A 26,484-nucleotide genomic window follows, 5' to 3' on the forward strand; every position below is an offset into this window, starting at 1 on the left:
TTACAAGCTAGCGCAAACTACGTAATACCTAGCTCTTTTAGTTTACGAGTAAGGGTATTACGGCCCCAACCTAAACGCTTAGCGGCATCTTGCTTATGGCCATGAGTATGCTGAAGGGCACGTTCCAACATAATTTTTTCAAACGTAAGCATGGCGTCATTAAGAATATTGTATCTGCCATCGCGAAGTTGTTTGTCGGTCCAACGGGCGAGTAAGTCTGGCCAATCTCCCGCTTCGGCGGCGGGCTTTTCGATGCTGTTGTCTGAGTGGATTTCAGGCGGTAAGTCACTCGGTAACACTTCTTGTCCGCTAGCCATCACGGTTAACCAACGGCATACGTTTTCGAGTTGTCTTACGTTACCTGGCCAAGGAAGCTGAGCCATTAACTTTTCAGCATCTTTGCTTAAACTTTTTGCTTCTACATCTAACTCTTTCGCTGCTCGGCGTAAGAAGTGACGGGCTAATAAATGAATATCTTCACGGCGTTCAGATAAAGACGGTAGATGCACACGAATAACATTTAACCGGTGAAATAAATCCTCACGAAACTTTCCGTCAGCCACACGCTTTTCTAAGTTTTGGTGGGTGGCCGCAATAATTCGTACGTCTACTGCCACAGATTGATGGCCGCCCACACGGTAAAATTGTCCATCGGCTAAAACCCGAAGAAGTCGAGTTTGCACATCTAAAGGCATGTCACCTATTTCATCAAGAAAAAGGGTGCCGCCGTCAGCTTGTTCAAAGCGCCCTTGGCGCGCATTTTGGGCACCTGTAAACGCGCCTTTTTCATGGCCAAATAACTCAGACTCTACCAAGTCGGCTGGAATAGCGGCCATATTAAGTGCGATAAAAGGTTTACTAGAGCGCGGGCTATGGCGATGTAAGGCGTGGGCAACCAGCTCTTTACCAGTACCTGACTGGCCATTAATTAATACACTAATTGAAGAACGAGATAATCGGCCGATTGCACGGAAAACTTCCTGCATCGCGGGTGCTTCTCCGATAATTTCGGTTTCCGGATCGTCTTGAGGGGCTTGCTGCGTTTTCGACTGCTCTCTTGCATGGGCTAACGCACGTTGAGTCAGCGTGACCGCTTCATCGATATCAAAGGGTTTAGGTAGATATTCAAATGCCCCTTTTTGATAGGCGTTTACCGCGCTGTCTAAATCGGAATGTGCTGTCATGATGATTACCGGCATCATGGGGTGCGTAGCATGAACTTCATTAAGCAATGTCATGCCGTCCATCTGCGGCATTTTAATATCAGAGATAATCACTTCTGGCGCTTGACCGCTTTGTAATTGAAGGAGTAAATCTTGCGGGTTTTCAAAACACAAGCATCCAATGCTTGCTGTTTGTAAGGCCTTTTGAAGCACCCAACGAATAGAACTATCGTCATCGACAATCCATACTGACTCATTCGTCATTGTCTGTCTCCTTGCGGTCTATCGGAATATAAATTACGAATTCAGTGTGCCCAGGGTGGCTTTCTACATCTATTTTTCCGCCGTGATGGTTTATCAATGTTTGCGATATCGATAACCCTAAGCCGGAACCATTTTGCTTACTGCTCACCATGGGGTAAAAAAGCGTGTCTTTTATTTCTGAGGGAATGCCTGGGCCATTGTCTATCACTTTTATTTTAGCGATTAGGGCATGGCGGTTTCCCTGAATAGTCATCTGTCGCTCAATACGCGTTACCAAGCGAATTTGAGGGTCAGGCGTTTCACTTTCGGTTAACGCCTGAATACTATTTCTGACAATATTTAAAACAGCTTGCTGAATCATATCAGCGTCAATCATCAGAGGTGGAATACTAGGGTCGTAATCCCGAATGATGGTGATAGGGGTTTCTGAGTCAACCCGCATCAGGCTTCGCACTTGCTCCAATGCTTGATGCACATTGCTCCAATTAAACCGAGGCAGTGAATTTGGTCCAAGCAAACGGTCGACTAGATTTCTAAGTCGATCAGATTGCTCAATGATCATCTGAGTAAATTCTTTATGCTCTTCGCTCAATTCTTTTTCAAGTAATTGCGCCGCCCCGCGAATGCCCCCTAATGGGTTTTTAATTTCATGAGCTAACCCACGGACAAGTTCGCGAGCTGCATAATGTTGTGCGTTTTGTAAATTTTCACGGGATATTCGCTTTTGCTGATCTATTTTTTTTACTTCAAATAGTAGCCTAGCCCCTTCTTCTAACTGCAAGTTCGTTACGGTTAAATCAACCATGACATTGCGATTATCTCTAAAACAAAGGCGAATTTCGTTTTCGGTAAAGTCTTCTCCGTGCCTTAGTGCTGCGCGTAAACGAGTGGTGTCGATATTTCCAGGCAGGAAAAAGTCATCAAGTCGATGACCGCATAGTTGCTTTCTGCCAGTTTCAAACAGGGCTTCTCCTGCGTGGTTGGCGTAAACAATATTTAATCTATTGTCTACCATCACAAGCGCAGTATTCAGGCTGTTCAAAAATTGTTGCGTGTCTAACTCGGTAGATTGCATCCGAGCTTATCTCCTCTGCACTATATGGGTGCATTGTAACGTATCGGTAAAAATTGTAGGCACAGAATTGGTGTTACTTTTTTTCTGTTCCCCGCTATGGTGCGGGCTTTGCGCTACTTTCGAACGTTAGTTGCTATTTATTAACGCTGATGCTTGATGTAGAAACAGCGTTTGTAGTGCAGAGGATGCAAGAGTCTTGCCCTTATTATCTGTTAGCTCAACCTTATACTGATGTTCGCCCCGATTTATACCATTTAAGGTAAATACGCCTGTTGTATTGCTCTGCAATAGGGCGCCATCAAAAATTAACTGATAGCGGGGCGCCTTCACTGAAGTCGGCTGGTTCGCTCGTATGGTGAAGTTTCCGGCGTTGTTTCGAAGAGTAGCCTCAGGGGCAGGAGAGGCTATAACCACCTTATAGGCAACCTCCTTGGATTTAGTTGTTTGAGCGAAAACGGGTTTCGGTGTTGAGGGGCTAGACACTACATTCTGTGTTTTCGCTTCAAACTCAACAGGGTCGCTTTTTGGTGAAGGGTTATCGGTATAAAGGATAGTGCCATCGGCTTGCTTCACTTTATAAACAGGAGAGCTTGAGGTAGTAGACTCATCAGGGTCGTTTGATGTGCTTTGCCCATGGCTTTCACTGGGGAGTAACACCATCACCGTAAGCAACGCAATGTAGGGATAAATAGTCAATAGGAAGACCCACTCATAGTTTCTTACTTATATAGTAGAAAAGCTTTGGCATAAAAAAAAGCCCGCATAAGCGGGCTTTTGTATAAATAAGCACTTAAGCGTTAATTAAACGCTGTAGTACATGTCGAACTCAACTGGGTGAGTTGTCATGGCAAGCGTAGTTACTTCTTCAGACTTAAGATCGATGTATGCATCAATCATGTCGTCAGTCATAACGCCACCCGCTTTAAGGAACTCACGGTCGTTATCCAATGCTTCTAGTGCCATTTCTAGCGAGCTAGCAACGGTTGGAATTTCTGCCGCTTCTTCTGGTGGTAAGTCGTACAAGTCTTTATCCATAGAATCGCCAGGATGGATCTTGTTCTTAATACCGTCAAGGCCAGCCATAAGCATTGCTGAGAAAGCAAGGTATGGGTTAGCTGTTGGGTCAGGGAAACGTACTTCGATACGACGCGCTTTATCGCTAGTTACGTATGGAATACGGATAGATGCAGAACGGTTACGTGCAGAGTATGCAAGCATTACCGGTGCTTCAAATCCTGGAACCAAACGCTTGTAAGAGTTGGTTGATGCGTTTGCAAAAGCGTTGATTGCACGAGCGTGTTTAATAATACCGCCAATGTAGAAAAGCGCTTCTTCAGACAGACCAGCATACTTATCACCCGCAAAGATGTTTACGCCATCTTTAGCGATTGATTGGTGACAGTGCATACCAGAACCGTTATCACCTACAAGAGGCTTAGGCATGAACGTAGCAGTTTGGCCATAAGCGTGAGCTACATTATGTACTACATACTTATAAACTTGGATTTCATCTGCTTTCGTTACTAGTGTGTTGAATTCGCAAGCGATTTCGTTTTGACCAGCAGTAGCCACTTCATGGTGATGCGCTTCAATAACTAAGCCCATTTCTTCCATTACTAAGCACATTGCTGCACGAATGTCGTGCGCTGAATCTACTGGAGGAACTGGGAAGTAACCGCCTTTAACACCAGGACGGTGACCCATGTTTCCGCCTTCAAAATCAGCGCCTGAGTTCCATTTTGCTTCAGCAGCATCAATCTTGTAGAAAGAGCCAGCCATGTCTGTGTGGAATTTAACATCGTCAAAAAGGAAGAATTCTGGCTCTGGACCGAAGAATACTGTGTCGCCGATGCCGGTAGATTTTAGGTATTCTTCTGCACGGCGCGCAACTGAACGTGGATCACGCTCGTAACCTTCCATTGTAGAAGGCTCTAGGATGTCACAACGAATATTAACTTGAGTCTCTTCTGCGAATGGGTCAACTACCGCACTCGTAGGATCAGGCATAAGTACCATGTCTGATTCATTAATGCCTTTCCAGCCTGCAATTGAAGAACCATCGAACATTTTACCTTCTTCAAATGTCTCTTCGTCTACCGTAGCAGCAGGAATCGATACGTGTTGTTCCTTGCCCTTAGTATCAGTAAAACGCAAATCAACAAATTTCGCTTCACTTTCTTTAATCAGCTCTAATGCCTTTTCTACTGACATCGTGTCCTCCAGGTTTAATGTAAAAATGCGGAATGATCAGCTTCATCCCAACAGTGGAAAAACTAAAAGCGATTTTCATGCCATCTATCGTGGTTCCAATTTTGCTGGCTTAGCAGCAAGAGGATAACTGAATGATTAATGGTGTTGCACGATAATGGTGCTCAATCGCTATATTTTGGTGCAAATTAAACTTAAGTAGCCGTTAGCTAGCCTAGAGTAACTTGTCTTCACTTACCACCGAAAACAGGGCGCAAAAGTAATAAATTCGTTAATCAAAGACTATAATAGTGAAAAACATGCCTACCTTTTAAAAAAAGGTGCGCAAACGCCGTGGTTTTTCTGTACAATCCGCGCAAAATTTACTATCTGCATTTTTTGCAACAAATCTAATGCATGCTTAACATCATGTAATGATTTACACAGGCTCCCTAGATGAATACCACTGATATTAATAAATTACGTAACATTGCTATTATTGCTCACGTTGACCACGGTAAAACAACTTTGGTTGATAAACTGTTACAACAGTCAGGCACTCTTGAAACTCGCGGTGAGCAAGAAGAGCGCGTGATGGACTCGAATGACATCGAGAAAGAACGCGGCATCACAATCTTAGCGAAAAACACTGCTATTAACTGGAACGACTACCGTATCAACATCGTAGATACTCCAGGACACGCCGATTTCGGTGGTGAAGTAGAGCGTGTAATGTCAATGGCCGATTCAGTGTTGCTTCTAGTAGACGCGCAAGAAGGTCCAATGCCTCAAACGCGTTTCGTAACACAAAAAGCATTTGCTCAAGGCTTAAAGCCAATTGTTGTTATCAACAAAATTGATAAGCCAGGCGCACGTCCTGATTGGGTTATGGATCAAGTATTCGATTTGTTCGACAACCTTGGCGCAACTGACGATCAACTAGACTTCCAAGTTGTTTATGCTTCTGCACTGAATGGTTGGGCTTCACTAGACGCCGACAAACCTGAAGAAGACATGAATGCTTTGTTCCAAACGATTGTTGACCAAGTATCGCCTCCAGACGCAGATGCTTCTGGTGCATTCCAAATGCAAATTTCTCAACTTGATTACAACTCATATGTTGGTGTAATAGGTGTTGGTCGTATTAAGCGCGGTACTGTTAAGCCAAACCAACAAGTAACTGTTGTTACTGCTGAAGGTGAGAAGCGTAACGGTAAAGTTGGCTTAGTATATGGTTACCTTGGTCTAGCACGTCATGAAGTTGAAGGTGCAAGTGCTGGCGATATCATCGCAATCACAGGTTTAGGTTCGCTTAAAATCTCTGACACTATTTGTGATACTAACCAAGTAGAAGCAATGACACCGTTATCTGTTGATGAACCAACAGTGACCATGACTTTCCAAGTAAACACTTCACCGTTTTCTGGTAAAGAAGGTAAATACGTTACTTCACGTAACATTCTAGAGCGTTTGAACGACGAACTAGTACATAACGTTGCACTACGTGTTGAAGAAACACCAGATCCGGATAAATTCCGCGTATCAGGTCGTGGTGAACTTCACTTGGGTATCCTTATTGAAAACATGCGTCGTGAAGGCTACGAGCTAGCAGTATCACGTCCAGAAGTTATTCTTAAAGAAGAGAATGGCGAAACACAAGAACCGTTTGAAACACTAACGGTTGACTGTGAAGAAGCGCATCAGGGCTCAATCATGGAACAACTTGGTCTGCGTAAAGCTGAAATGACCAACATGTCTCCAGATGGTAAAGGCCGTGTACGTATCGACTTCGTAATTCCTAGCCGTGGATTGATTGGTTTCCAAACAGAATTCATGACGATGACGTCTGGTTCTGGTTTGCTTTACCATACGTTTGATCACTATGGCCCATACAAAGGCGGTATCATTGGGAAGCGTAAGAACGGTGTTCTTATTGCTAACGCTAACGGTAAAGCCCTAACTAACGCCTTGTTTAACCTTCAAGAGCGTGGTCGTTTGTTTATCGGTCACGGTGTAGAAGTTTACGAAGGTATGGTTATCGGTATTCACAGCCGCGATAACGACCTAACTGTAAATGCCCTTAAAGGTAAGCAGTTAACCAACGTTCGCGCATCTGGTACTGATGAAGCGCAAACTTTGGTTCCGCCTATCAAGATGTCTCTTGAGCAAGCGCTTGAGTTCATCGATGAAGACGAACTAGTTGAAGTTACGCCAGTATCTATTCGTATTCGTAAGAAGTTACTTACTGAAAACGAACGTAAGCGTTCTTCACGCGAGAAAAAGTAATCACCACTGCTTTGATAACTTAATTAGTTTTCAAATGCATTGATATGATTCAAAAACGCCAGCTTGAAAGCTGGCGTTTTTTTTATATTCACGTTTTTTGCCAAAATGTCGACGAAAGATGAGTTGGCAACATCGAATTTGGCCTCTATTATCAAGTTATTGAAATTAAAAAGGCAAAGCCCGTGTTTTCTGTAGCAGTTATTGAAGACGATGTTATTACGCTCGATCTTATTACCGATGCATTAGAAACCCGTTTGTCGGCGACGGTTTATCCGTTTAGCCGAAGTAAAATTGCTCGTGAATTCTTACTCCAACAAACGCCAGACACACTTCAGCTTATTATCAGCGACCAAGTCATGAAAGAATTCGATGGGTTAAGTTTGTTGAAAGCATGCCGCTCTGCGAATTTATCCGTTCCCTTTTTACTTATTACTGGCGATCCTAATAAAGAACTCGTTATGGAAGCGCGCAAGTTAGGCGTGTCTGGATTTTTAGCGAAACCCTTGGAAATGGACGCCTTGGCCGCAAAGGCGAAATCTGTTGTGCAAGCAAAAACGAAAAGTCGCGTTAGCTAATAGCGAACTACTCGTCAGCGAATATAGGTAATGGCGTTAGCAAACAAATAAAAAAGTCCTAAATGGTCTAAGCAGCGCTAGTTTATATGCTCACGAATTATTACACTGGTGCCCATAATGTAATGGCAACAGGATGTATGTGTGACGATTAATTTTGACCAAACCCCACCTCGTAAAGATACCTATTCGTTCAAGTGGCAGAAATATAAAGGCAAGGACATTATTCCTGCTTGGGTTGCCGACACTGAATTTCGTTGCGCACAGCCTATTTTAGATGCAATTTCAGCACAAGTTGAGCACGGTAATTTAGGTTATGTACTACCTAGTCAGCATCAAGGTGCCATTCGTGCAATCCAGCGCTGGTTGAAAGACAAACACGACTGGGATGTTAAATCAGAATGGATTGTGTGGACACCCGGCGTAGTGCCTGCGTTTAATGTAGCCTGTAAAGCTTATTGTGAGCCAGGCGATAAGGTGCTTATTCAAACGCCTAATTACCCACCATTGCTCGCGGCGCCTAAATTAAATGAATTAGAGCGTGTCGATATTGGCACTGTGATTGACTCTGAATCTGAAGGAAAGCGCTATACGTTGGATTTCGAAGCACTAGAAGCCAATGCCGCCGACCCTAAATGTAAGTTATTCATTCTTTGTAACCCAATGAATCCAGTTGGCTCAGTATTAACCAAAGCAGAGCTAGATAGGGTTGCTGATATTTGTAACGCCAATAACGTGCGTTTATGTTCTGATGAAATCCACTGTGATTTAATTTTAGAGCCTGGAGTGAAGCATATTCCTGCTGGTCGTGAGGCTAACTTAGCCAACAACAGCGTTACCCTAATGGCTGCTAGCAAAACCTTTAACGTTGCGGGTTTAGGCACCTCTTTTGCGATTATTCCAGACCCTAAACTCCGGCAGCAATTTACCAGCGCAGCCGCTGGCATCATGCCTTGGGTTACCGTGTTGGGATTAGCCGCTACCGAAGCCGCATTTACTTTGTGTGACGAATGGCACAGCGCTCAAATTGAGTATTTGCGCGCTAACCGTGATGCCGTGTATGAAACGATAAACGGTATCGATGGGTTATCTATGCTGAAGCAAGAAGCCACGTTTTTAGCGTGGGTAGACGCAAGCGGTTTAGGCGTAGAAAACGTGCAAAGATGGGCTGAAGAAAAAGGCGTAGGCCCTTCTCCTGGCGCAGATTTTCATAAAGCTGATCATTTCAGAATTAACTTTGGCTGTAGCCAGTCGATGCTTAATGATGTGCTACAACGTTTAGCCAAGTAGCGGTCAAGTTAGCCACTAATTAAACGCTAGCCTATAAAAACGCCCGTCTGCTTATCGCATAACGGGCTTTTTTGTGGCTGAAATTATCGAATTAAATGAATAGGCTAGTCAATTTATAAAGACCCAACCCTACCACAACAGATACCACTAAAACGCCTGCAAGATTGCTCCATAGGGTGTTTTTGAATTCGCCAAGTGCGTTACTTTTATTCATCACTACCAATAAAAAGATAGCGATAATAGGCAGCAATAAGCCGTTGGTTGCTTGAGCAAATAAGATAGCAGGTAAGGGTTTAAAGCCGAGTGCAGCAACGGCAACGCCACACACAATTATTGTCAGCCACACCGCCCTAAACCCCTTGCTTTTCATGTCGTCAGACAGCCCAAGTGCTCCACAAACCGCATAGGCTGCTGCAAGCGGTGCGGTGATGGCACTGGTTAGCCCAGCCGCGAATAAGCCTAATGCAAAAAACCATTGAGCTTTGTCACCTAAGACGGGCTTTAACTGCTCACCCATGTTTCCGGCGTCCATGGTGGCAGCTTGGTTGAAAAAGGCCATCATAGCAGTGGCCATCACCACAAGGGTAATTAAGCCGCCCATACTAATGGCCGTTGCCGATTGTTTTCTGCACGCTTTAATCGCATCACTTTTATCAGAATTTGTATTGTCCGTGTTTGTGGATGACTTCGCCACAAGACTCGCATGAAGAAATAAGTTGTAAGGCACAATAGTGGTGCCTATCAACGCAAGTATGGTGGTAATAGAATCGGCGGCTAAACGCGGCTGCAGTAGCTGGCTAAACATTAGTGATATATCGGGTTTAGCAACAATAAGGGTAACGAAAAACACGCCAGCCATAATAAACACGAGGTAAACCAGTACGCTTTCTATCCATGAATAGCTACCTGTCCAAAGTAGAGCAATGGCAAGTACCCCAAGAATAAGCGCCCAGGTGCCTGTGCCAATTTCCCAAAAAGCATCTAGACCGATGGCAGCGCCGGTTAGATTGCCTGATTCATAAGCGGCGTTTCCAATGCCGATTGCGCTAACAATTAACGCAATGAAAAGCATTTTCAGCCATGGTGTAGACACCATGTCTTTCATGGCTGATGCCAAGCCTTTGCCCGTTGCCACCCCCAAGCGAGCTGCCATATCTTGCAATACAATGGTGGCAAAAATTGAAAACAGTAATGCCCACACCAAATGAAAACCGAAGTTAGCGCCTGCTAGACTTGCCGTTGTTACTGTACCTGGGCCAATAAAGGCAGCCGCGATAATATATCCTGATTTATCTTTTGCCATTGCAGTCACTCTTAGTTTAGTTTTGCTATCATGACAACAGGTTAGCTATTGCGCAACCACGCAAACTAATTCTATTGCTACTCGCTCACTATGTTGTTGTGCTTTGAATATAACGGTTAACACAGGTTTTTAACCCAACATAAAAACGGGCGCGAAGGGTACAGGTTATAAATAGGTCATTTCAACCGCTAGTAGGAATTTTTAATGTCAGAAACGGCGCGTCCCATCGATATTCTTTTGCCTGTATTTGAAAAGGGCAAGTTAACGCATGTACTACCTAGCGCCTACAAAGCCGACGGTATGATATTCGCTGTTGCAGCATCACCAGAAATACCTATGCCAGAGCAGTGGATGCCATGGTTGATACAGAGCTCTTCAAGTGCACTGGTAGACAAAGATGTAGATGCATTAGCGGATGTACTGATGAATAACTTAAGGGCTCACCTGCAGTGTATGACCGACGAGAAGCCCTTAATGCCATCACGCTGTGTGTATTCAGAGGGTGATGCTACTGTTGAACCCGCTTCTGCAATACCCGCTGAATTAGCTCAATGGCTTGAAGGATTACTTTACGTGCACCAGCAACTTGAAGATGTCTGGCAACAAGCGTGGGAAAAGTTTAGTGCAAAAGATGCAATGCGTGAAGATATCAATGACTCAGATACCCCAGAGAAACGGCTGTCTCGTTGCTTAAAGTTATTTACTACCCTAGCAAATGTTGAACTGGCATTGCAGTATCGTAACCCCAGCCAAGCGCAACAGCTTAAAGCCAACTTACCCTTATTGTGGAAACAACTTCCAGCAATGATTCAAGATTATATTGATCTGGCTGGCGAACTGAGCGCAGCATTACCTAACCAATTTGAAACCTTTACGAAAACTTCTTAACGAGCTTTCTGACGCTGCAGGTGTTTGCGCTGAGAAAGCGTATTACGCAATGACTTCATGTAAGCGTCTAACTCTGCTTTAGCGTTGTCGTAAGCATGACTTAACTCACTAGAGTTAGGTTGGCGCATCAGCGCTTTAAACGCTAAATCAGTTTGCGACAACAAATCTTTTAAGTGCTGGTTACTATCATCCATGTAGTTTCCTTTAGGTTATTTAACGGTTATTCCATAACATCAGTACGTGGTAACACGGCCTGTTGAATTTATAGCGGTTTTACTACTGCTAAACAAACAATAGCCAATATAAGCAGTACCGGAGCTTCATTAATAATGCGGTAAAATTTGGCGCTGTGACGATTTTCATCACGGGAGAATTGTTTTACTAGCTTAAACAAATAGAAGTGATAGCCGTAAAGCGCAAGCAAAAGCATGAATTTAATGTGTAGCCAACCTGACATTTTAAACCACGTACTCCCATAGCTCACGATAAGTGCAACACCAAACGCCAAGGTTAACAAAGCGAAAGGGGTGACAAAAAACCACAGCCTTCTCTCCATCACTTTAAACTGATCTTTCACTTCTTGCGATGTAGCTTCAGCATGGTAAACAAACAACCGAGGAAGATAAAAAATTCCGGCCATCCACGCAAGCATGAAAAAAATATGAAGTGCTTTAAACCATAAAATGTACATTGTTAATACTGTGCCTTTTGTAAAAAGCTTTGCAAAATATTCCAGGTAATAACGCCAATGATGTCGTTGAGTTCCTGATCGTAAATATAGACCGCGCCAGAACGCGTATTTTTGAGATGCTCATATACTTCATGAAGCGTGCTTTGAGCATTTAAGCCTTCCATCTCGTGATAACTGAGCGCATTCGCATCGTGTTCTAAGCTCACATTATATTGGACCAGACGATACTGCACATCTATTTCAAATTTTGATTGTTGAATTACGATCTTTGTTGGATTTTTCGATAAATAGTCTTCAAGTGCCTTATCTGGAGCGTCATGAAAAAGTTTGTAGTCTTTGCTTAATGCTGCCAGTACACCCGTTTTTTCAAGGGCTTCCCGAATGGAAGAAATAGCATAGGGTAGGTTTTGATAATCTAATTGGCGAATAAAAATCGACCGATTGCCGAAAAATTGTGTTGATGTCACATAAGCAGGCACGATAACCAACATGGCGGGCAAAATAATTTCAGGGCTGTACGATAACTCCATTACCGCCGACAAGGCAGCTAAGGGCGCGTGAAGCACGGCTGTTAGCATGCCAGCAATACCTAATAAGGCAAAGCTGTTAGTAAATTCAGGTACGTCGATAAAGTAAGACAAGGGCACCAACAGTACCGCACCAGCAAGCATGCCGATAACCATTACAGGCCCAATAATTCCGCCGGGAATACCCAGTCCAATAGCAAATACAGCCAGCACGACTTTACTCACTAAAATAGCACACAGTAAAAGGGTTTCTGGGTTGCTGGAAAACAGCGTTTCGACATCAATAAAGTTGGCCCCTAACGCCTCGGGCAACAACATACCCACTGTACCTGTTATTAGCGCCGCCAGCATGAGTCGCCATACCATAGGGACAGGTCTAAACCAGGTCATTACCCGCATAAGTTGGTTGTTAAATAATGTCGCGAGCATACCGAGTAAAACGCCAAGTAAAACAAGGTATAGGTACATCCACTGACTAAACGCGGTAAAAGATAAAAACGACAGTTCGTTTACTTGCCCAAATACGATACGGGTTAACACCGAGCCACACGCAGCGGCAAGCATAACGGGCACAAATATATGAATTTTATATTCCCGCAGTACCACTTCCATAACGAAGATAACCGCGGCAAACGGGGTATTAAATGAGGCGGATATGCCCGCAGCAATACCACAACCCGCTAAAATACGAATGCTGTTGTAGGGAAGTCGTAGCCATTGGCCTAAGAAGCTACTGGCCGATGCACCTAAATGAACGCAAGGGCCTTCGCGGCCTACCACGAAGCCGCCGGCTAAGGCCAACATACCGCCGAAAAATTGATTAATAGTAGTGCGAAAGGGAATATGGCCGTAGTAATATTTTACGCGGTGGATAACAAAGGGAATACCCATTCGATAGTGCTTAAAGCCCGTGATATAGGCAATAAGCAAAATACACAGCACGCTAAGTAAGGGCATGAGAAACCAAACGGGCCACTCATCATTGAACCACTCTCGTAGTGCACCGAAACCTGACGCTTGAAGCCATTCTACGCAAAGGCGGAACATGATGATCAGTGATGCAGCACTTACGCCGCCCACAATACCCAAGAGGCAAAGTTGTATAGACGTCCTCGGGTGAGCCACTTCTTGTCGTAAAGCCTGCAAACGCATGTTGTGATACAGTAGAGAAATCGTAGATATAAGCAGCTTACCACAAACACTTGAAATTCATAATGTTAAGAATTTTAATGTATCTGGCTCGAGAAAATTAAGAACCATAACTATTCATGACAACTGATAAATTGAAACAACTCCTAGGTGATTACAAGTGGTCATTGCTTGTCGCTGCTTTGTTACTAATAATGATAGCGTTTGGCTACAAGTTAGCGCGAATAGTGGATGAGGGTGATAGCCTGAAGGTAGCTGCTCAAGACAAAACCATTGCGTTATTAGTCAGTGAAAATAATCAATATGTGACTCAGGTTAACCAATTGGAAGTCGCATTACAGTTAACAGAATTGGAAAAGAAATCGATTGCCGAGCAACTCAATAACGTTCAAACCGAACAGGCTGAGCTTCAGCAGCAACTCGCTTTTTACCAACGAATTATGGCACCTGAAACCACCCAAGATGGTTTTATCATTGAAGGGGTAGAGGTTGTCTCACTGCCAGAGCCTAATCAGTTTCAAATGCGTTTTGTAGTACTACAGCAGCGACAAAACAAAGCAGTAGTTAAGGGCAAACTTGCAGTCACCTTAGTAGGTGAGCGGGAAGGGAAGGAGTACACGGTTACTATTGGTGAGCCAGAGTTTATTCAGCAAGAAATTGAGTACAGGTTTAAATATTTTCAAGCCATTAATACAAGCTTTACGCTACCCGATGGCTTTCAGCCTACATCAATTACCCTTGAAACTACTGTATACCAATATAATGCAAAGCGCGGAGACTTAGCTAAAACGGTCAAGTGGGAAGACGCATTGAATAGTGGCAGTATAATAGAAGATACGCAGTAGCGCTTCGACGATAAGTACAATGCAAACCCACAGTGCCGGGCGAAGAAGCTCATTCTCAAGTGTGAACCGTGAGTGTTTCACAGCTACTAGCCTCACTGATATCGCTATCTCTCGAATAGAAAATAATACCCATAGCCCACCGTTATGGCAGGAATAGCGGAGTAGACAGTGGCTAGAATGGCCGCTTTTGGTGATAGTGCTATGGCGGGAAACAATGCATCACCGTCGTTACTAATAGCATTACCAAGTTGAGCAGAAAAAGGTACTGCACCATTCAAATACAGACTGGTCACTAATATTTGTGGGCCGCACCCGGGTATAAACCCCACCAAAATTGCTAAGCCTACAACGCTTGCGCCCATAGAGGTTAGGGTGGCACCTATATCAAGTCCAAACCACAGTATCGCCAATTCAAACAATAAAAAAGCAACGACAACCCAAGCTAATACAAATTGGGTATCTAGCGCTGCTTTACTCTGCCAGCGTGGCGGAGGCGTAATAGCATCTTCTTTAGAGTTAGCGAAGCATAACCTGCACTGCCGCCGTTTAACGACCACAGTGTAATTGCCGATAAGCACAATACGGCACCAATAAGTTGCAATGTAGGTTCCGTTACCCCCAGATATTCATGAACGGGCGATTGGAACGACAAGCCTAGGGCGATAGCAAGTGATGGTAATGCAACAACCAGCCAAAAGTAAGTAGAAAGCTTATCAATGGAAGAGGAGGCAGTGGTAGCGGATGGCTCACTATCATCAACGCTATCATCGGTATTGTCGTCAGCACTGCCAAGCGCAGTAGTAGAGGAAGGCGGTTGGTAATTGTGGAACCGGTTTACAATAACGCCGGTAAGGGTACCCACTACCATGCCAACACCCATTACGGTTAAGCCGTCAAACGGCGCCTGAGCCAATAGCAAGAACGCGGCGTCACCCATGGTACTTGTTAGCACAGCAACCACAGCACCAAAACTAGTAACACCTCGGGTATATTGCGTGACTACAATAATCGCGCCCCCGCAGCCGGGAAGGGCACCAAGAAAAGATGCCAAGCCTACTTCATAGAGCGGATGCTTGCGCATAAAGTCGCCAATGGCTTCAGCGGATACTTTCAAAGTGGCAAGGTAATAAACTGACAGTGATGCATAAACAAATGCAGCGACTTGAAAATAGGCATCGGATAGAACCGCGATGGTCGCTTCACGCGTGAATGAGTAAACAAGCAGCATGACGATAAACGCCGGTAAGAACAGGCGCTTGTTTAACATTAGTGTTTTCTGCCTAATGCTGTATCTACTGACTTTTTCAGTTGAAGTTAAAGAAGACACTCTCGATTCCAGGTGATAGCAACAGGTGGTGGTCCTACAAGGCTCAGTAATAAAAGGCCCAGTAATAAAAGGCCCAGCCCCACACATTACAGTGAAAATAACAGGTTTTAGCAAAAGCACATGTAATGTGCTTTTTAAACAAACAGTACTAATTCCTACGAACTTTTACGTGATCAGATCATGCTATAACGCATTAAATGATAATGGTTATTATTATCATTAACAGGTGTTCTGTCAAGATTCCTGTCAATACGTACTGTCAATACGTACCGATAGCACTTGTGACTCAGGTTTATTGGGTACTACGTTAATAGGAGCTTTGACGGAAACGTTGATAAACACGTTGATGGATGCGCTGTTGCTGAAAAAGATAAATAAGGATCCAAACCGTGCAGGGTGAAGTACGCAAGAGTAGAGTAACGTTTATTTCATCAGATTAAGGGGACAGTAATGACAAATACCCGAACAGAAAGTGACAGCATGGGCGAGCTCGAAGTTCCTAGCGACGCGTTATATGGCGCACAGACACAACGCGCAATTAATAATTTTCCATTAAGCGGTGAACGAATGCCGCTTACTTTTATTCGCACCCTAGTGACAATTAAAAAAGCCGCTGCACTTGCGAACAAAAAACTCGAAACCCTTAATGCTGGAACTGCCGACGCTATACAGCAGGCCTGTGACACATTGCTTGGTGAGCCCGAGTTACAGCAACACTTCCCGGTAGATGTATTTCAAACAGGCTCAGGCACTAGCACCAATATGAATGCCAATGAGGTCATCGCTAACTTGGCGAATCAGCAACAAGGTAAACATGAAGGGGAAGCGGTTCACCCTAACGATCATGTCAACAATGGACAAAGCTCAAACGATGTTATTCCCACTACTATTCATGCAAGTGCCGCCATTGAGCTGACAGAATCGCTTATCCCGGCCATTACGAAGCTAATCGATATCATTGATACCAAAGCGAACTCAGTGTCTGATTATTGCAAAACCGGCCGCACACACTTAATGGATGCTATGCCGGTTAGGATGGATCAAAGTTTACGTGCTTGGTCTGCGCAGCTTAGTCAGCAACGTAAGACAATAAAATCGCTTCAACCCGCCATTCAAACGTTAGCGCAGGGTGGAACGGCAGTTGGCACAGGAGTAAACGCACACCCTGACTTTGCTGCCACTTTTGCAAGTACTCTATCTGACCTTACAGGTATAGCATTTACCCCTGCTGATAACTGCTTTGCGTTAATTAGCTCGCAAGATACAGCGGTAACTTTATCAGGCGCGATAAAATCCCTCGCCGTTACCTTAATGAAAATTTCAAATGACTTACGTTGGATGAACTCAGGGCCCCTTGCTGGTTTAGGTGAAGTATCGTTACCGGCATTGCAACCAGGATCATCTATTATGCCTGGCAAAGTGAACCCCGTAATACCCGAAGCGGTAGCGATGGCATCTGCACAAGTGATAGGAAACGATGCAGCCATAACGGTGGGCGGGCAGTCGGGCAATTTCGAGCTTAACGTTATGTTGCCTATGATTGCCGATAATTTGCTGTCGAGCATCAAGTTAATGTCGAATAGCTGTGTGCTTTTGGGCGAGCAGGCCATTAAAGAGTTTACGGTTAACCAAGAGAACCTTGAGAAAGCATTGGCGAAAAACCCTATTTTAGTGACTGCGCTTAACCCTATCATTGGTTATGCGAAAGCCGCAGAAATAGCGAAAAAAGCTTACAAAGATAAAATGCCCGTTATCGATGTTGCAGAAGCGATGACCGACTTGCCAAGGTCTGAGCTGGAATCGTTATTAGACCCTAAAAAACTGACTGAAATTCAGCGCTAAAGCATTTAGTAGGGCGGTTAACCGAGCTTTAATTCCCTGGTTGAAAGGCTCTATGGACAAAATATTGGTATGCAAAGCGTGGAGCCCCACGCTTTTTTTACGGATTTTCAAAGCAATTTTAGGTCGATACTAGATGCCTAGTGCAAAGGAATGTTAGATTGTGGTTGTTTTGTGAGCAGTTGTGCGCTTGTTAAGCGCTTGCCTATTGCCGATGAAGCGGAATTTGATAGAGTGCATACTCGCTTTAAGCCCTCATGGTTGGGCAGTTGAGCAATAAAAATTACTCAGGAATAATTAATGACAGATACATGCTTTCGCATGAAGGGCACTACACTAACCAGTATCGTGTTAGAAGTGATCGATTTTGAGCCAGATACCTTTGAATCTCAGCTTGCTGAAAAGGTAAATAGTGCACCCCAGTTTTTCACTCGTTCATCGCTAATATTGCATTTAGTCAAATCACTCACTGCCACCGAATTCGAGTTGCTTGTTGCGTTATGTCGACGCTTTAAGCTTCAGCCTATGGCGGTTCGCGGTGAAGTTGGGCCACTTAGAAGTATCATCAACGATTTGGGGTTAGCGGATGTTAGCCAAAGTAAATTCACCGAAAGCTCGTTGAAAACAACAAAATCAGAAAGTACCACGTCTAAAGAGCAGGCCGCGAATGAGCCAGCAGCATCCACACCAGTATCTTCGCCAGTACCCACACCAGCAGCCATTAAACCGGTAAAAGTCATTAGCCGCCCAGTACGCTCTGGGCAGCAAGTCTATGCCGAAGGTGGTGATTTGGTGATTACCGCAGCGGTGAGCGAAGGGGCAGAAGTACTAGCAGATGGAAATATTCATGTTTACGGCACACTTAGAGGCCGAGCTCTGGCGGGCGTAAAAGGTAACGTGCATGCCCGCGTTTTTTGTCAGTCGTTAGATGCAGAACTTATCTCAATTGCTGGGCAATTCATTATGCATGAAACCGTAAAAGCATCATGCTGGAAACAGCCCGCACAAATCTATTTAGAAGAGGACACGTTACACATTGAGCCTATCGCCTAAGTGTTAACGTATTCTACAAGGAATTAAAAATGGCAAAGATTATCGTAGTAACATCGGGTAAAGGTGGGGTTGGTAAAACGACTTCAAGTGCGGCTATCAGTACAGGTTTAGCCTTAGCGGGTCATAAAACCGTCGTGATAGATTTTGATGTGGGCTTGCGTAACCTCGATTTGATCATGGGCTGTGAACGCCGTGTGGTCTACGACTTCGTTAACGTGATAAATAAAGAAGCCACGCTGAAACAAGCGCTAATTAAAGATAAGCGTACCGACAACTTGTTTATTCTGCCAGCATCACAAACACGTGATAAAGACGCGCTTACCATCGATGGGGTTCAAGCGGTTCTTAACGAGTTGAAAGAAGATTTCGATTTTATTATCTGTGATTCACCAGCAGGTATAGAACAAGGCGCTCAAATGGCATTGTATTTTGCCGATGAAGCTATCGTTGTGACCAACCCTGAAGTCTCTTCGGTACGTGATTCAGATCGTATTTTAGGTATTTTGCAAAGTAAGTCTTTGCGCGCTGAACAAGGAAAGCCGGTAAAAGAGCATTTACTGCTTACCCGCTACAATCCTCAGCGAGTTGAAAGTGCAGAAATGCTTAGTGTTGCTGATGTTGAAGAAATATTAGCGATACCACTATTGGGCGTTATTCCTGAATCGGAAGCCGTACTTAAAGCTTCTAACCAAGGTCAGCCGGTTATTCTAGACTTAGAAGCCAATGCTGGTCAGGCATATTCAGACGCCGTTCGCCGCTTATTAGGCGAAACCATTGAACATAGATTTCTAGAAGCAGAGAAAAAAGGGTTCTTTAAGCGCCTGCTAGGAGGCAAGTAATGAGTATTTTCGATTACCTACTCAAGAAAAAGGAAAAGCCGCGCACTGCGGCGGTGGCCAAAGAGCGGTTACAAATCATTGTAGCTCACGAAAGACGTAAACGTACCGAGCCTGATTATCTGCCAATGATGCAGCAAGAAATTATTCAGGTAATACGCAAATATGTGAGTATTGCAGACGACCAAGTGTCGGTACAGTTGGAAAGCAGTGACGATTGCAGCGTGCTAGAGCTAAACGTTACTTTGCCTGAAAGCTAGAACTAGGGCTAAGGCCAGGAATAGCCGGTATACACCGTATCAAAGCCGCCCATGCCGCGACTTATATTAAAATAGTATTGCCCGTGTCTTAGTAACAAGACATGGGTAAACTGTTATTGTTTATTCGCTTTTCTCTAAAGTAATACCAAGTTGCTGCTTTGCTAAATGCACCACGGTAGGGTCGATTGGCGGTGGTTCTACAACTACGCCATCACTGAGTGCCTCAACAATCGTTTTTAGCACGCTAATACGTGCAAACCATTTATGCTCGGCCTCTATCACATGCCAGGGTGCCATTTGAGTATCGGTTTTATCAAACATTTCTTCTATGGCATTAATGTAATCGTCCCGTCGGCCACGATTTCGTATATCTTCTTCGGTTAGCTTCCAGCGTTTGTAAGGGTTATTTAAGCGTTCTTCAAAGCGCTCTAATTGCTCGGCTGCTGAAATATGCATAAAGAGTTTTATAATTGTTACGCCGTCATCAATTAAGAGTCGTTCAAACTCATTAATTTCTTGATAAGCTCTTTCCCATGCGGGTGTAGGTGTAAAACCTTCAATGCGTTCTACCATCACACGGCCATAGTAAGAGCGGTCAAAAATGGCTATTCTTCCCGGTACAGGTAGCCGTGTTTGAAACCGATAGAGGTAGTGGCGACCTTGTTCCTCAGGTGTGGGTTTGGCGAACGAGTGAACGCGAAACCCGCGAGGGTCAAGTTTTTCGGTTATCCTCCTAATAGCGCCGCCTTTACCTGAGGCATCCCACCCTTCAAACACGATGATGGCGCGTCGGCCTTGGTGATAATAAGCCTGCTGTACATGTAGCAGTTTTTTCTGCCAGCTTTTCAATGTGTTTTTGTAATGCTTGCGACTATCAATAAAAGGCGCATCATCGCCTTCAGGCAATGTAAGTTTGCGCTCAAGAAGAGAAATAGAAGATACTGAACGCGCCATGATGATCCCGTTTGTTTCTTTTCAGGGTATGCCTTTCAGACAAGCGTGTCCATTTAGTCTCTCATTCTCATGCTAAATGAAAGAACGCTGGCTATTGTTTCAGTTAGTTTCACCCCAATAGTTGATAGCATTACTCAAGTATTAGATAATTGGGTTATCGATGCGTGCACGTGAATGCGTGCAGGTGCACATGGTTAATGAAGAGGTGAGTATGTCTGTAGAAATGGCGTTGCCAATTGAGTTTTCTGATGCAGCGGCGACAAAAGTAAAAGCGCTCATCACGGAAGAAGAAAATCCTGCGTTAAAACTGCGGGTTTATGTTACTGGGGGCGGTTGTTCTGGCTTTCAGTATGGTTTCACTTTTGATGAGAAAGTGAACGACGGTGATATGACAATTGATAAAGATGACGTTACCTTAGTGGTAGACCCTATGAGTTTGCAATACTTAGTGGGCGGCGTTGTTGACTACGTTGAAGGTTTAGAAGGTTCACGCTTTTTAGTGCAAAACCCGAATGCAACCACCACTTGCGGATGCGGCGCTAGCTTTAGCGTGTAAATGATAATCGGGCATACATCGCATCTTGGTGTATGCTTGTCTCGCGTTTATGATCTTGTACTTTTCTCCTCGTTGATTTTATGGCTAAACTGAGTGTGTAAATAAATTCACTCAGGTTGAAGCTATGAAACTGTATGGTTCAGTAACATCTCCATTTGTACGTAGAATTCGCGTAGTACTTTCTAACACGCCCCATGAATTCCTCGATTTACAAATATTCTCTGGGGAAGACAGAGAGCTACTCGCATCGCGAAACCCCACCTTAAAAGTGCCTTGCCTAGAAGACAACGGGCAACTAATTTTCGATTCCAGAGTAATTTATAGTTATTTGGCGAGTAAACTTGACCATGACTCCCTGTCTTGGGAGGAAGAAAATCTGCTTACTCTGATAGATGCTGCTAACGATTCATTCGTGCAGTTGATGCTACTAAAGCGCTCTGATATCGATATCAATCAAGACAAGCTCATCATTCGTTTGCAAAAAGAACGTATCGAATCGGTTTTTTCGACACTGTCTAAGCAGTTGGAAGCGGGTGGATTTAGTGGCTGGACGTACCCTGAAATATGTCTGTACTCAATGGTAGATTGGGTGCTATTCAGAGAATTGCACAGCTTTAAAGATTACCCTTTGTTGCTGGAATTCCACGAAAAACATCGCGACCGTATAGAGCTAACCGCTACCGACCCACGTCAGTAGCCTTTGTTGAAATCAAATTGATAGAGTAGCGCCTCATTCGCTATGTAACGTTTTGCATTAGCCACAAATACGCTAGCAACATCTTCAGGTGATGATACTGCAGCAGTATGAGCAGTAACTACCACCTTTGGGTGTGTCCAAAATGGGTGCTTCTCTGGCAGTGGTTCTTGGGTGAATACGTCAAGGACTGCTGCTTGTAGTGTGCCGTTATCCAGCGCGTTTAAAAGCGCGTCTTCTATAATGGCACTTCCACGTCCCGCATTGATAAACACGCTATGAGGCTTTAGTGCGCCAAAGAAAGCCTGGTTTAATACACCTGTAGTGGCGGGCGTATCTGGCATCAGGTTCACCACATGGTCGGCCTCTTGGGCAAACTTGAGTAGATCAGTTGCTACATAGACATCATCGAAACCGTCTACCGCTTGACCACTTCTCGATAAGCTTATGACCTTCATTTCAAAACTTTTTGCCACAGGAATAAGAGCTTGAGCTATTGAGCCAGCGCCTAAAATACCAAGGGTTTTACCCGTAAGGGGCGCTCGAGGGCTTTCTTCCCAGATTGGGGGCTGATGATTCTGGTTCTGCGCGAACGCGGGAATATTGCGTGCGTATTGCAAGAGATAAGCAAACACATATTCGCGCATTAGCTTTCCAAACACGCCTTTTACGCCAGTGAGTATATAATCGCTTTTGTCCAAATTAAGCAGCGGTGCATTGCCAGCCCACGTTGATTGGCACCACTTCAAGCCAGTGCACTGGTCGATAACCTCAGCCGCCAAATTAGGATCGGCAAGTAATACCTCAACCTCGTCAGGGTTAATTTGTTCAGAAGTGGTAACGGCTTGGCAGATATTCAAAGCATGAGACTGGGGCCATGCATTTGCTATTTCCTCGGCTAATGCGCTGGCATCTTTGCTGAGTATAGAGACGTTGAGTGTAGGCGATTGAATTGACATAAGTGAGCCTTAGTAATCTTTATTGGTGGCCTTTACAATTAGCACACGAATACATAGCGTAAATAGTTTACGCAGAATGGATACTGCTAGTGAGGATACCCTAAGATAATCATTCACATAAGGCAACGCTATCGGTCAAACTAAAGAAAATGTCGAACATAGCCGATAACAGCCTAGAATCCTTTTCTTCTAGCGCCTAAACTTACCAAGGCTCTAGGTTTTTTACAGGCGACTTAACATGTTTCAATTTACCCTGAATGTATCCCTTCATGCGCCCATCTCCTTTTTGTTTGCTGCGTTTCATGAACCTGAATATTTATCTGAATGGTTTGCACCGGGTAATTGCACGGTATCGCAGATTATGAGTAGCTTTAAGGAAGGCGGAAGATACCGCATAAAAGTGATTGAACCCAACGGCGTTGAAATAGCGCTAACGGGCGAATATGTGACTATCTTAGCAAACGAGAAGCTTGTGTTCTCTTGGGCGTGGGAAGATGGCGTAGAAGAAACGGTAATGAGCTCAGTAGATATCTCGTTTGAAGAAACAAGCGAAGGGGAAGTGGCGTTAACGTTAATTCATAGTGGTTTCAATAACCAAGAAGAATGCGACCAGCATCAATATGCATGGATGTCTTGCCTAGAAAAGCTTGCAGTATTAGCCGATAAACAAGTGGCGTTTAACTAAAGCTGTAATGCTAGCGAAATATTAATAGCGCAGTGTTGCTAAAGATATAAAAAAAGCAGTCATGAAATGACTGCTTTTCTATTTACTAACTGCAACATTTTTGCACCTGCAGTTAAATTAACCTTATTTGTTAGGTTAGCTTATTTGTTAGGTTAAGGACTCCATGGCCGCTTTTCCGCTTTCTTCACGGTAGGTGTTGTAATCGGTATAACCTTCTTCACCACCACCATACCATGTTGAAGGATCATCAAACGCTGCCAGCGGGTAGTTATTTTTAAACCGCGTAGGCAAATCAGGATTGGTGATCCAAGGGCGCCCAAAAGCAATCATGTCGGCATCACCGTCGCTAATACGTTTCTCTGCCTCCTCTTGGGTATAACCACAGTTGCCCATTAACATGCCGTCGAACAAGGCACGAAACTCAGCAAGTGTCATAGGCTCACCGCGTTCATGAAAACCAAACGCTAGGCCATCCATCACATGTAAATAGCCAAGGTCTAGCTTATTAAGTGCTTGGGCGACATAAGTAAACGTATCGCGAAAATCATCTGCACCCATGTCATTAAATACGCCGTTAGGCGATAAACGCACTCCAACTTGCTCTGAAGGCCAAATCTCTAGCACAGCGTCCATCACTTCACTAAGGAAGCGGTACCGATTATCTACGCTGCCGCCATATTCATCACTACGTTGATTGCTGCGACTGTCTAAAAACTGATTTAACAGGTAACCGTTAGCGGCATGCACTTCTATACCATCAAAACCTGCAGCTTTCGCATTTACAGCCGCATGTTTGAAATCAGCAACCGTTCTACGAATGTCATCTTGTGTCATTGCTCTTGGCACTTCGTAAGGCTTTTTACCTTTTGGCGTGTGAATTTCATCGCCTTCGATGGCAATAGCAGATGCAGAAAAAGGCAGGTCGCCGTTATGAAAGTCACTATGAGACGCACGACCGGTATGCCATAACTGAAGGATAATTTTGCCGCCAGCTTCATGCACTCTTTCATTAATAGAGCGCCATCCTTCCACCATTTCTTCGGTGTAGATTCCGGGCGTGTCTACCCAGCCAATACCTTCTTCTGATATGGCCGTTGCTTCGGTGATAATAAGGCCAGCATCGGCGCGCTGTACGTATTGATCGCCCATGATTTTGTTTGGTATGCGGTCGCTACCTGCACGGCCGCGTGTCATAGGTGCTAATACCATGCGGTTTTGTAGCGTATTTCCTGCCCATTCTAGTGGTTTAAACAGAGATAACTCTGACATTTGTCGTTCCTTTTAAAACTGTGTGTAAGTGATTACAGAAATGGATGCGACTTGGATTGATTCAAGATGAAAGGATATGCCGATTGGTACTAATAAATAGCAAAACGAGTGCAAGAGAGGCGAGGGGGAACGCTGCGAAGTTGGTAATGCAGATGTTAATCGCGTAATACGAGAAGAGGCGTTAACTAATGAAAATGCGTTTAAGCTAAAAAGAAAAAAGGCCCTCAAAATGACGACCTGTACGGTAGAAATAAGAGGGAGTTTGCTTTAACTAGCGCAGTAGTAAACCTGCAAGGTTTACGTCAAATCGTACGCCCACCACCCATACATCATCTAAGGATTGAAGTCGGTCACGCTCGCTAAACTGGTCTGGATTGATAATATAATGCACGTTGGGCTGAACCCGAATATTGTCGTTAATATGGACACCGTAGCTTAACTCCATCATGGTTTGGCTGCTTGCAGGGCGACCTGAACCGCCATTTGCTTCGCGCAATACGCGTTGGTCTTCAATAGCATCCTCACTATAAAATTGTTGCGTGAAGACAAAACCAATTGTGTCTTCGTCTCTTCCTTCGAAGGTACCACGTTTAACAAAGCCAGCTTTAATATACTCATCTTCTATTAGCTCACCAGATGTGCCCGTTAACACGGCACCAAAAATCGTAACGCTGCGTTTAGAATTTAAATCTGGACGTAAAATGGTTTGCTCGAATCGGGCGAAAATACCAGAGCGCCCATTTTGTGTTGCATAGTCATTACCGGTGACAGCAGCAAAATTACCCTTCTCATCTTTAGCAGGATAGGTATAGTCCGCGCCATCATACCAACCGCCAATTTCATAGCGTTTTGGGTAGTCGTCATTTTCCCATGTAGTTTGATAGCCCAACGTCACAGGTACGACCACGCCAGTAGATTCATCCGTTGACCAATCAAAGCCATGATCACGCAAATCTTGATGGGGAGTGTTCTCTTCATACACACCAGTATGAAAATAGATTTCAGGTGATAGCCAGTACTTTGCGTGACCTCCCCAACTTGAAACAGGCCACCATGTAAAGTTACTGGTTTTAAATACAAAGGTGGGGTTACCGCAGGCAGAATTCGTTTGAAAGTACTGGCATAGCTCTGAACCAAGAAAGCTGATGTTAGCCACAGTTCTGCCAACTTCTACTTGTAGCTGGTCGTCAAAAAAGCTTTTCTCTACGGTAAGTCTGGCTAAACGGGAGTTTTGGCCGCCATAGATTTCTTGAACAGACGTACTGCTTCCAATATGCGTGGCCGCAAGGTTTTGTCCGTGACGATTAGTAAATGCCACATGGACTTTAGTCTTTTCCCAACCTGCAAATTTTTCTAAGTCTATTTCTGCGCCCAAAAATAATTGACCAGCATATGCACTCCCTTCACGCTTACCCCCTTCAACATTACTAGCGGCTTCTCCCGTGTAGCTGGCCTGCCATTCTATGTATTCCGATGTATCTTGAGCAGAAAATGTAGGGTAAGAAAAACTGACTAATAGATAGCAGGAAGTAAGTGTAAATGGCTTTAAAGCCAGAGTTTTTTGCTTTAACCAACGAAAAGTATGCTTCATATCTTACCCTTAGAGTTGATTGAACGTGCTTATAACTTGCACTTATCTTTGTGTGCTCATCACGATGTTTTTATTTGTTTCCAATGCCTAGAACAGAGAGAACTTAAATTACATCGTGTTAACAGTTTTCGTATGGGAAACGCAATTTAATGCAGTTAAAGAAATAAATCAATCATGTTTATTTATTTGTATTTTACAAAGTTGTTAATAGTTGAAGTGAG

General features: G+C 44.2%; 24 protein-coding genes and 1 pseudogene. 12 read left to right on the forward strand and 13 right to left on the reverse strand.

What is annotated here, in order from left to right; all coding sequences use genetic code 11:
• Positions 1-17: 17 nt before the first annotated feature.
• From glnG to glnA, 4 genes are all read right to left on the reverse strand, one after another.
• Positions 18-1,427, reverse strand: a complete 1,410-nt coding sequence (glnG, locus tag AMBT_RS01480) for a nitrogen regulation protein NR(I) (RefSeq protein WP_013782790.1) — start codon at positions 1,425-1,427, stop codon at positions 18-20.
• Positions 1,417-2,502, reverse strand: coding sequence for a nitrogen regulation protein NR(II) (glnL, locus tag AMBT_RS01485; protein WP_013782791.1), 1,086 nt, complete (start codon positions 2,500-2,502; stop codon positions 1,417-1,419). Before glnL ends, glnG begins: the two co-directional genes overlap by 11 nt.
• Positions 2,503-2,628: 126 nt before the next feature.
• A complete protein-coding gene (locus AMBT_RS01490) occupies positions 2,629-3,198 on the reverse strand; it encodes a hypothetical protein (RefSeq protein WP_013782792.1) in 570 nt (189 codons plus the stop codon).
• Positions 3,199-3,303: 105 nt separating this feature from the next.
• A complete protein-coding gene (gene glnA / locus AMBT_RS01495; protein ID WP_013782793.1) occupies positions 3,304-4,713 on the reverse strand; it encodes a glutamate--ammonia ligase in 1,410 nt (469 codons plus the stop codon).
• Between the two features lie 432 nt (positions 4,714-5,145).
• Here glnA and typA point away from each other — a divergent pair, with 432 nt between their 5' ends.
• From typA to AMBT_RS01510, 3 genes are all read left to right on the forward strand, one after another.
• Positions 5,146-6,975 (forward strand): translational GTPase TypA, encoded by a 1,830-nt coding sequence (gene typA / locus AMBT_RS01500; RefSeq protein ID WP_013782794.1) that lies wholly within the window; start codon positions 5,146-5,148, stop codon positions 6,973-6,975.
• A 182-nt stretch (positions 6,976-7,157) separates the two neighbouring features.
• The gene (locus tag AMBT_RS01505) at positions 7,158-7,550 is read left to right on the forward strand and encodes a response regulator (protein WP_013782795.1); all 393 of its coding nucleotides are present in this window, start codon (positions 7,158-7,160) and stop codon (positions 7,548-7,550) included.
• A 141-nt stretch (positions 7,551-7,691) separates the two neighbouring features.
• Positions 7,692-8,837, forward strand: coding sequence for a MalY/PatB family protein (locus tag AMBT_RS01510; RefSeq protein ID WP_013782796.1), 1,146 nt, complete (start codon positions 7,692-7,694; stop codon positions 8,835-8,837).
• A gap of 91 nt (positions 8,838-8,928) precedes the next feature.
• Here AMBT_RS01510 and AMBT_RS01515 read toward each other — a convergent pair whose 3' ends face one another.
• Positions 8,929-10,140: an Nramp family divalent metal transporter gene (locus tag AMBT_RS01515; protein ID WP_013782797.1), complete on the reverse strand. Its 1,212-nt coding sequence runs from the start codon at positions 10,138-10,140 to the stop codon at positions 8,929-8,931.
• Positions 10,141-10,344: 204 nt separating this feature from the next.
• Between AMBT_RS01515 and AMBT_RS01520 the strand changes: the two genes are divergently transcribed.
• Complete coding sequence (locus AMBT_RS01520; RefSeq protein WP_013782798.1) at positions 10,345-11,028, forward strand: UPF0149 family protein; 684 nt, start codon at positions 10,345-10,347, stop codon at positions 11,026-11,028.
• Here AMBT_RS01520 and AMBT_RS01525 read toward each other — a convergent pair.
• The 3 genes from AMBT_RS01525 to AMBT_RS01535 form a co-directional block, all read right to left on the reverse strand.
• Positions 11,025-11,222 carry a hypothetical protein gene (locus tag AMBT_RS01525; RefSeq protein ID WP_013782799.1) on the reverse strand — a complete coding sequence of 66 codons (198 nt, stop codon included), beginning with the start codon at positions 11,220-11,222 and terminating at the stop codon, positions 11,025-11,027. The genes AMBT_RS01520 and AMBT_RS01525 overlap by 4 nt on opposite strands.
• A gap of 68 nt (positions 11,223-11,290) precedes the next feature.
• Positions 11,291-11,719 (reverse strand): protoporphyrinogen oxidase HemJ, encoded by a 429-nt coding sequence (gene hemJ, locus AMBT_RS01530; protein WP_013782800.1) that lies wholly within the window; start codon positions 11,717-11,719, stop codon positions 11,291-11,293.
• 2 nt (positions 11,720-11,721) lie between these two features.
• Positions 11,722-13,398 carry a chloride channel protein gene (locus AMBT_RS01535; RefSeq protein ID WP_041452464.1) on the reverse strand — a complete coding sequence of 559 codons (1,677 nt, stop codon included), beginning with the start codon at positions 13,396-13,398 and terminating at the stop codon, positions 11,722-11,724.
• Positions 13,399-13,514: 116 nt separating this feature from the next.
• Between AMBT_RS01535 and AMBT_RS01540 the strand changes: the two genes are divergently transcribed.
• Complete coding sequence (locus AMBT_RS01540; protein ID WP_013782802.1) at positions 13,515-14,240, forward strand: DUF6776 family protein; 726 nt, start codon at positions 13,515-13,517, stop codon at positions 14,238-14,240.
• 104 nt (positions 14,241-14,344) lie between these two features.
• On the opposite strand, the pseudogene AMBT_RS23140 reads toward AMBT_RS01540, so the two are convergent.
• Positions 14,345-15,654: pseudogene (locus AMBT_RS23140) on the reverse strand (putative manganese transporter).
• Between the two features lie 363 nt (positions 15,655-16,017).
• On the opposite strand from AMBT_RS23140, the gene AMBT_RS01550 reads away from it, so the two are divergent.
• The 4 genes from AMBT_RS01550 to minE all read left to right on the forward strand — a co-directional run bounded on the left by AMBT_RS01550 (position 16,018) and on the right by minE (position 19,555).
• The gene (locus tag AMBT_RS01550) at positions 16,018-17,409 is read left to right on the forward strand and encodes a class II fumarate hydratase (RefSeq protein ID WP_013782805.1); all 1,392 of its coding nucleotides are present in this window, start codon (positions 16,018-16,020) and stop codon (positions 17,407-17,409) included.
• 297 nt (positions 17,410-17,706) lie between these two features.
• Positions 17,707-18,459, forward strand: a complete 753-nt coding sequence (minC, locus tag AMBT_RS01555; RefSeq protein WP_013782807.1) for a septum site-determining protein MinC — start codon at positions 17,707-17,709, stop codon at positions 18,457-18,459.
• 29 nt (positions 18,460-18,488) lie between these two features.
• Positions 18,489-19,298, forward strand: a complete 810-nt coding sequence (gene minD, locus AMBT_RS01560) for a septum site-determining protein MinD (RefSeq protein WP_013782808.1) — start codon at positions 18,489-18,491, stop codon at positions 19,296-19,298.
• Positions 19,298-19,555: a cell division topological specificity factor MinE gene (gene minE / locus AMBT_RS01565; RefSeq protein ID WP_013782809.1), complete on the forward strand. Its 258-nt coding sequence runs from the start codon at positions 19,298-19,300 to the stop codon at positions 19,553-19,555. Before minD ends, minE begins: the two co-directional genes overlap by 1 nt.
• Positions 19,556-19,675: 120 nt before the next feature.
• Here minE and AMBT_RS01570 read toward each other — a convergent pair whose 3' ends face one another.
• Positions 19,676-20,509: a polyphosphate kinase 2 family protein gene (locus AMBT_RS01570; RefSeq protein ID WP_013782810.1), complete on the reverse strand. Its 834-nt coding sequence runs from the start codon at positions 20,507-20,509 to the stop codon at positions 19,676-19,678.
• Between the two features lie 211 nt (positions 20,510-20,720).
• Between AMBT_RS01570 and erpA the strand changes: the two genes are divergently transcribed.
• On the forward strand, positions 20,721-21,065 hold the full coding sequence (gene erpA, locus AMBT_RS01575) for an iron-sulfur cluster insertion protein ErpA (protein WP_013782811.1): 345 nt from the start codon (positions 20,721-20,723) through the stop codon (positions 21,063-21,065).
• 124 nt (positions 21,066-21,189) lie between these two features.
• Entirely contained in the window at positions 21,190-21,762 is a 573-nt protein-coding gene (locus tag AMBT_RS01580) for a glutathione S-transferase family protein (RefSeq protein WP_013782812.1), read from the forward strand.
• On the opposite strand, the gene AMBT_RS01585 is transcribed toward AMBT_RS01580, so the two are convergent.
• Positions 21,756-22,718, reverse strand: coding sequence for a D-2-hydroxyacid dehydrogenase (locus AMBT_RS01585; RefSeq protein WP_013782813.1), 963 nt, complete (start codon positions 22,716-22,718; stop codon positions 21,756-21,758). The two genes, AMBT_RS01580 and AMBT_RS01585, sit on opposite strands and share 7 nt — an antisense overlap.
• A gap of 238 nt (positions 22,719-22,956) precedes the next feature.
• Here AMBT_RS01585 and AMBT_RS01590 point away from each other — a divergent pair, with 238 nt between their 5' ends.
• Positions 22,957-23,403 (forward strand): SRPBCC family protein, encoded by a 447-nt coding sequence (locus tag AMBT_RS01590; protein ID WP_013782814.1) that lies wholly within the window; start codon positions 22,957-22,959, stop codon positions 23,401-23,403.
• Between the two features lie 147 nt (positions 23,404-23,550).
• Here AMBT_RS01590 and AMBT_RS01595 read toward each other — a convergent pair whose 3' ends face one another.
• A complete protein-coding gene (locus AMBT_RS01595; RefSeq protein ID WP_013782815.1) occupies positions 23,551-24,672 on the reverse strand; it encodes an alkene reductase in 1,122 nt (373 codons plus the stop codon).
• Positions 24,673-24,943: 271 nt separating this feature from the next.
• Positions 24,944-26,263 (reverse strand): carbohydrate porin, encoded by a 1,320-nt coding sequence (locus AMBT_RS01600; protein ID WP_013782816.1) that lies wholly within the window; start codon positions 26,261-26,263, stop codon positions 24,944-24,946.
• Positions 26,264-26,484 lie beyond the last annotated feature (221 nt).

It is taken from the genome of Alteromonas naphthalenivorans (assembly GCF_000213655.1).
GTDB classification, from domain to species: Bacteria; Pseudomonadota; Gammaproteobacteria; order Enterobacterales; family Alteromonadaceae; genus Alteromonas; species Alteromonas naphthalenivorans.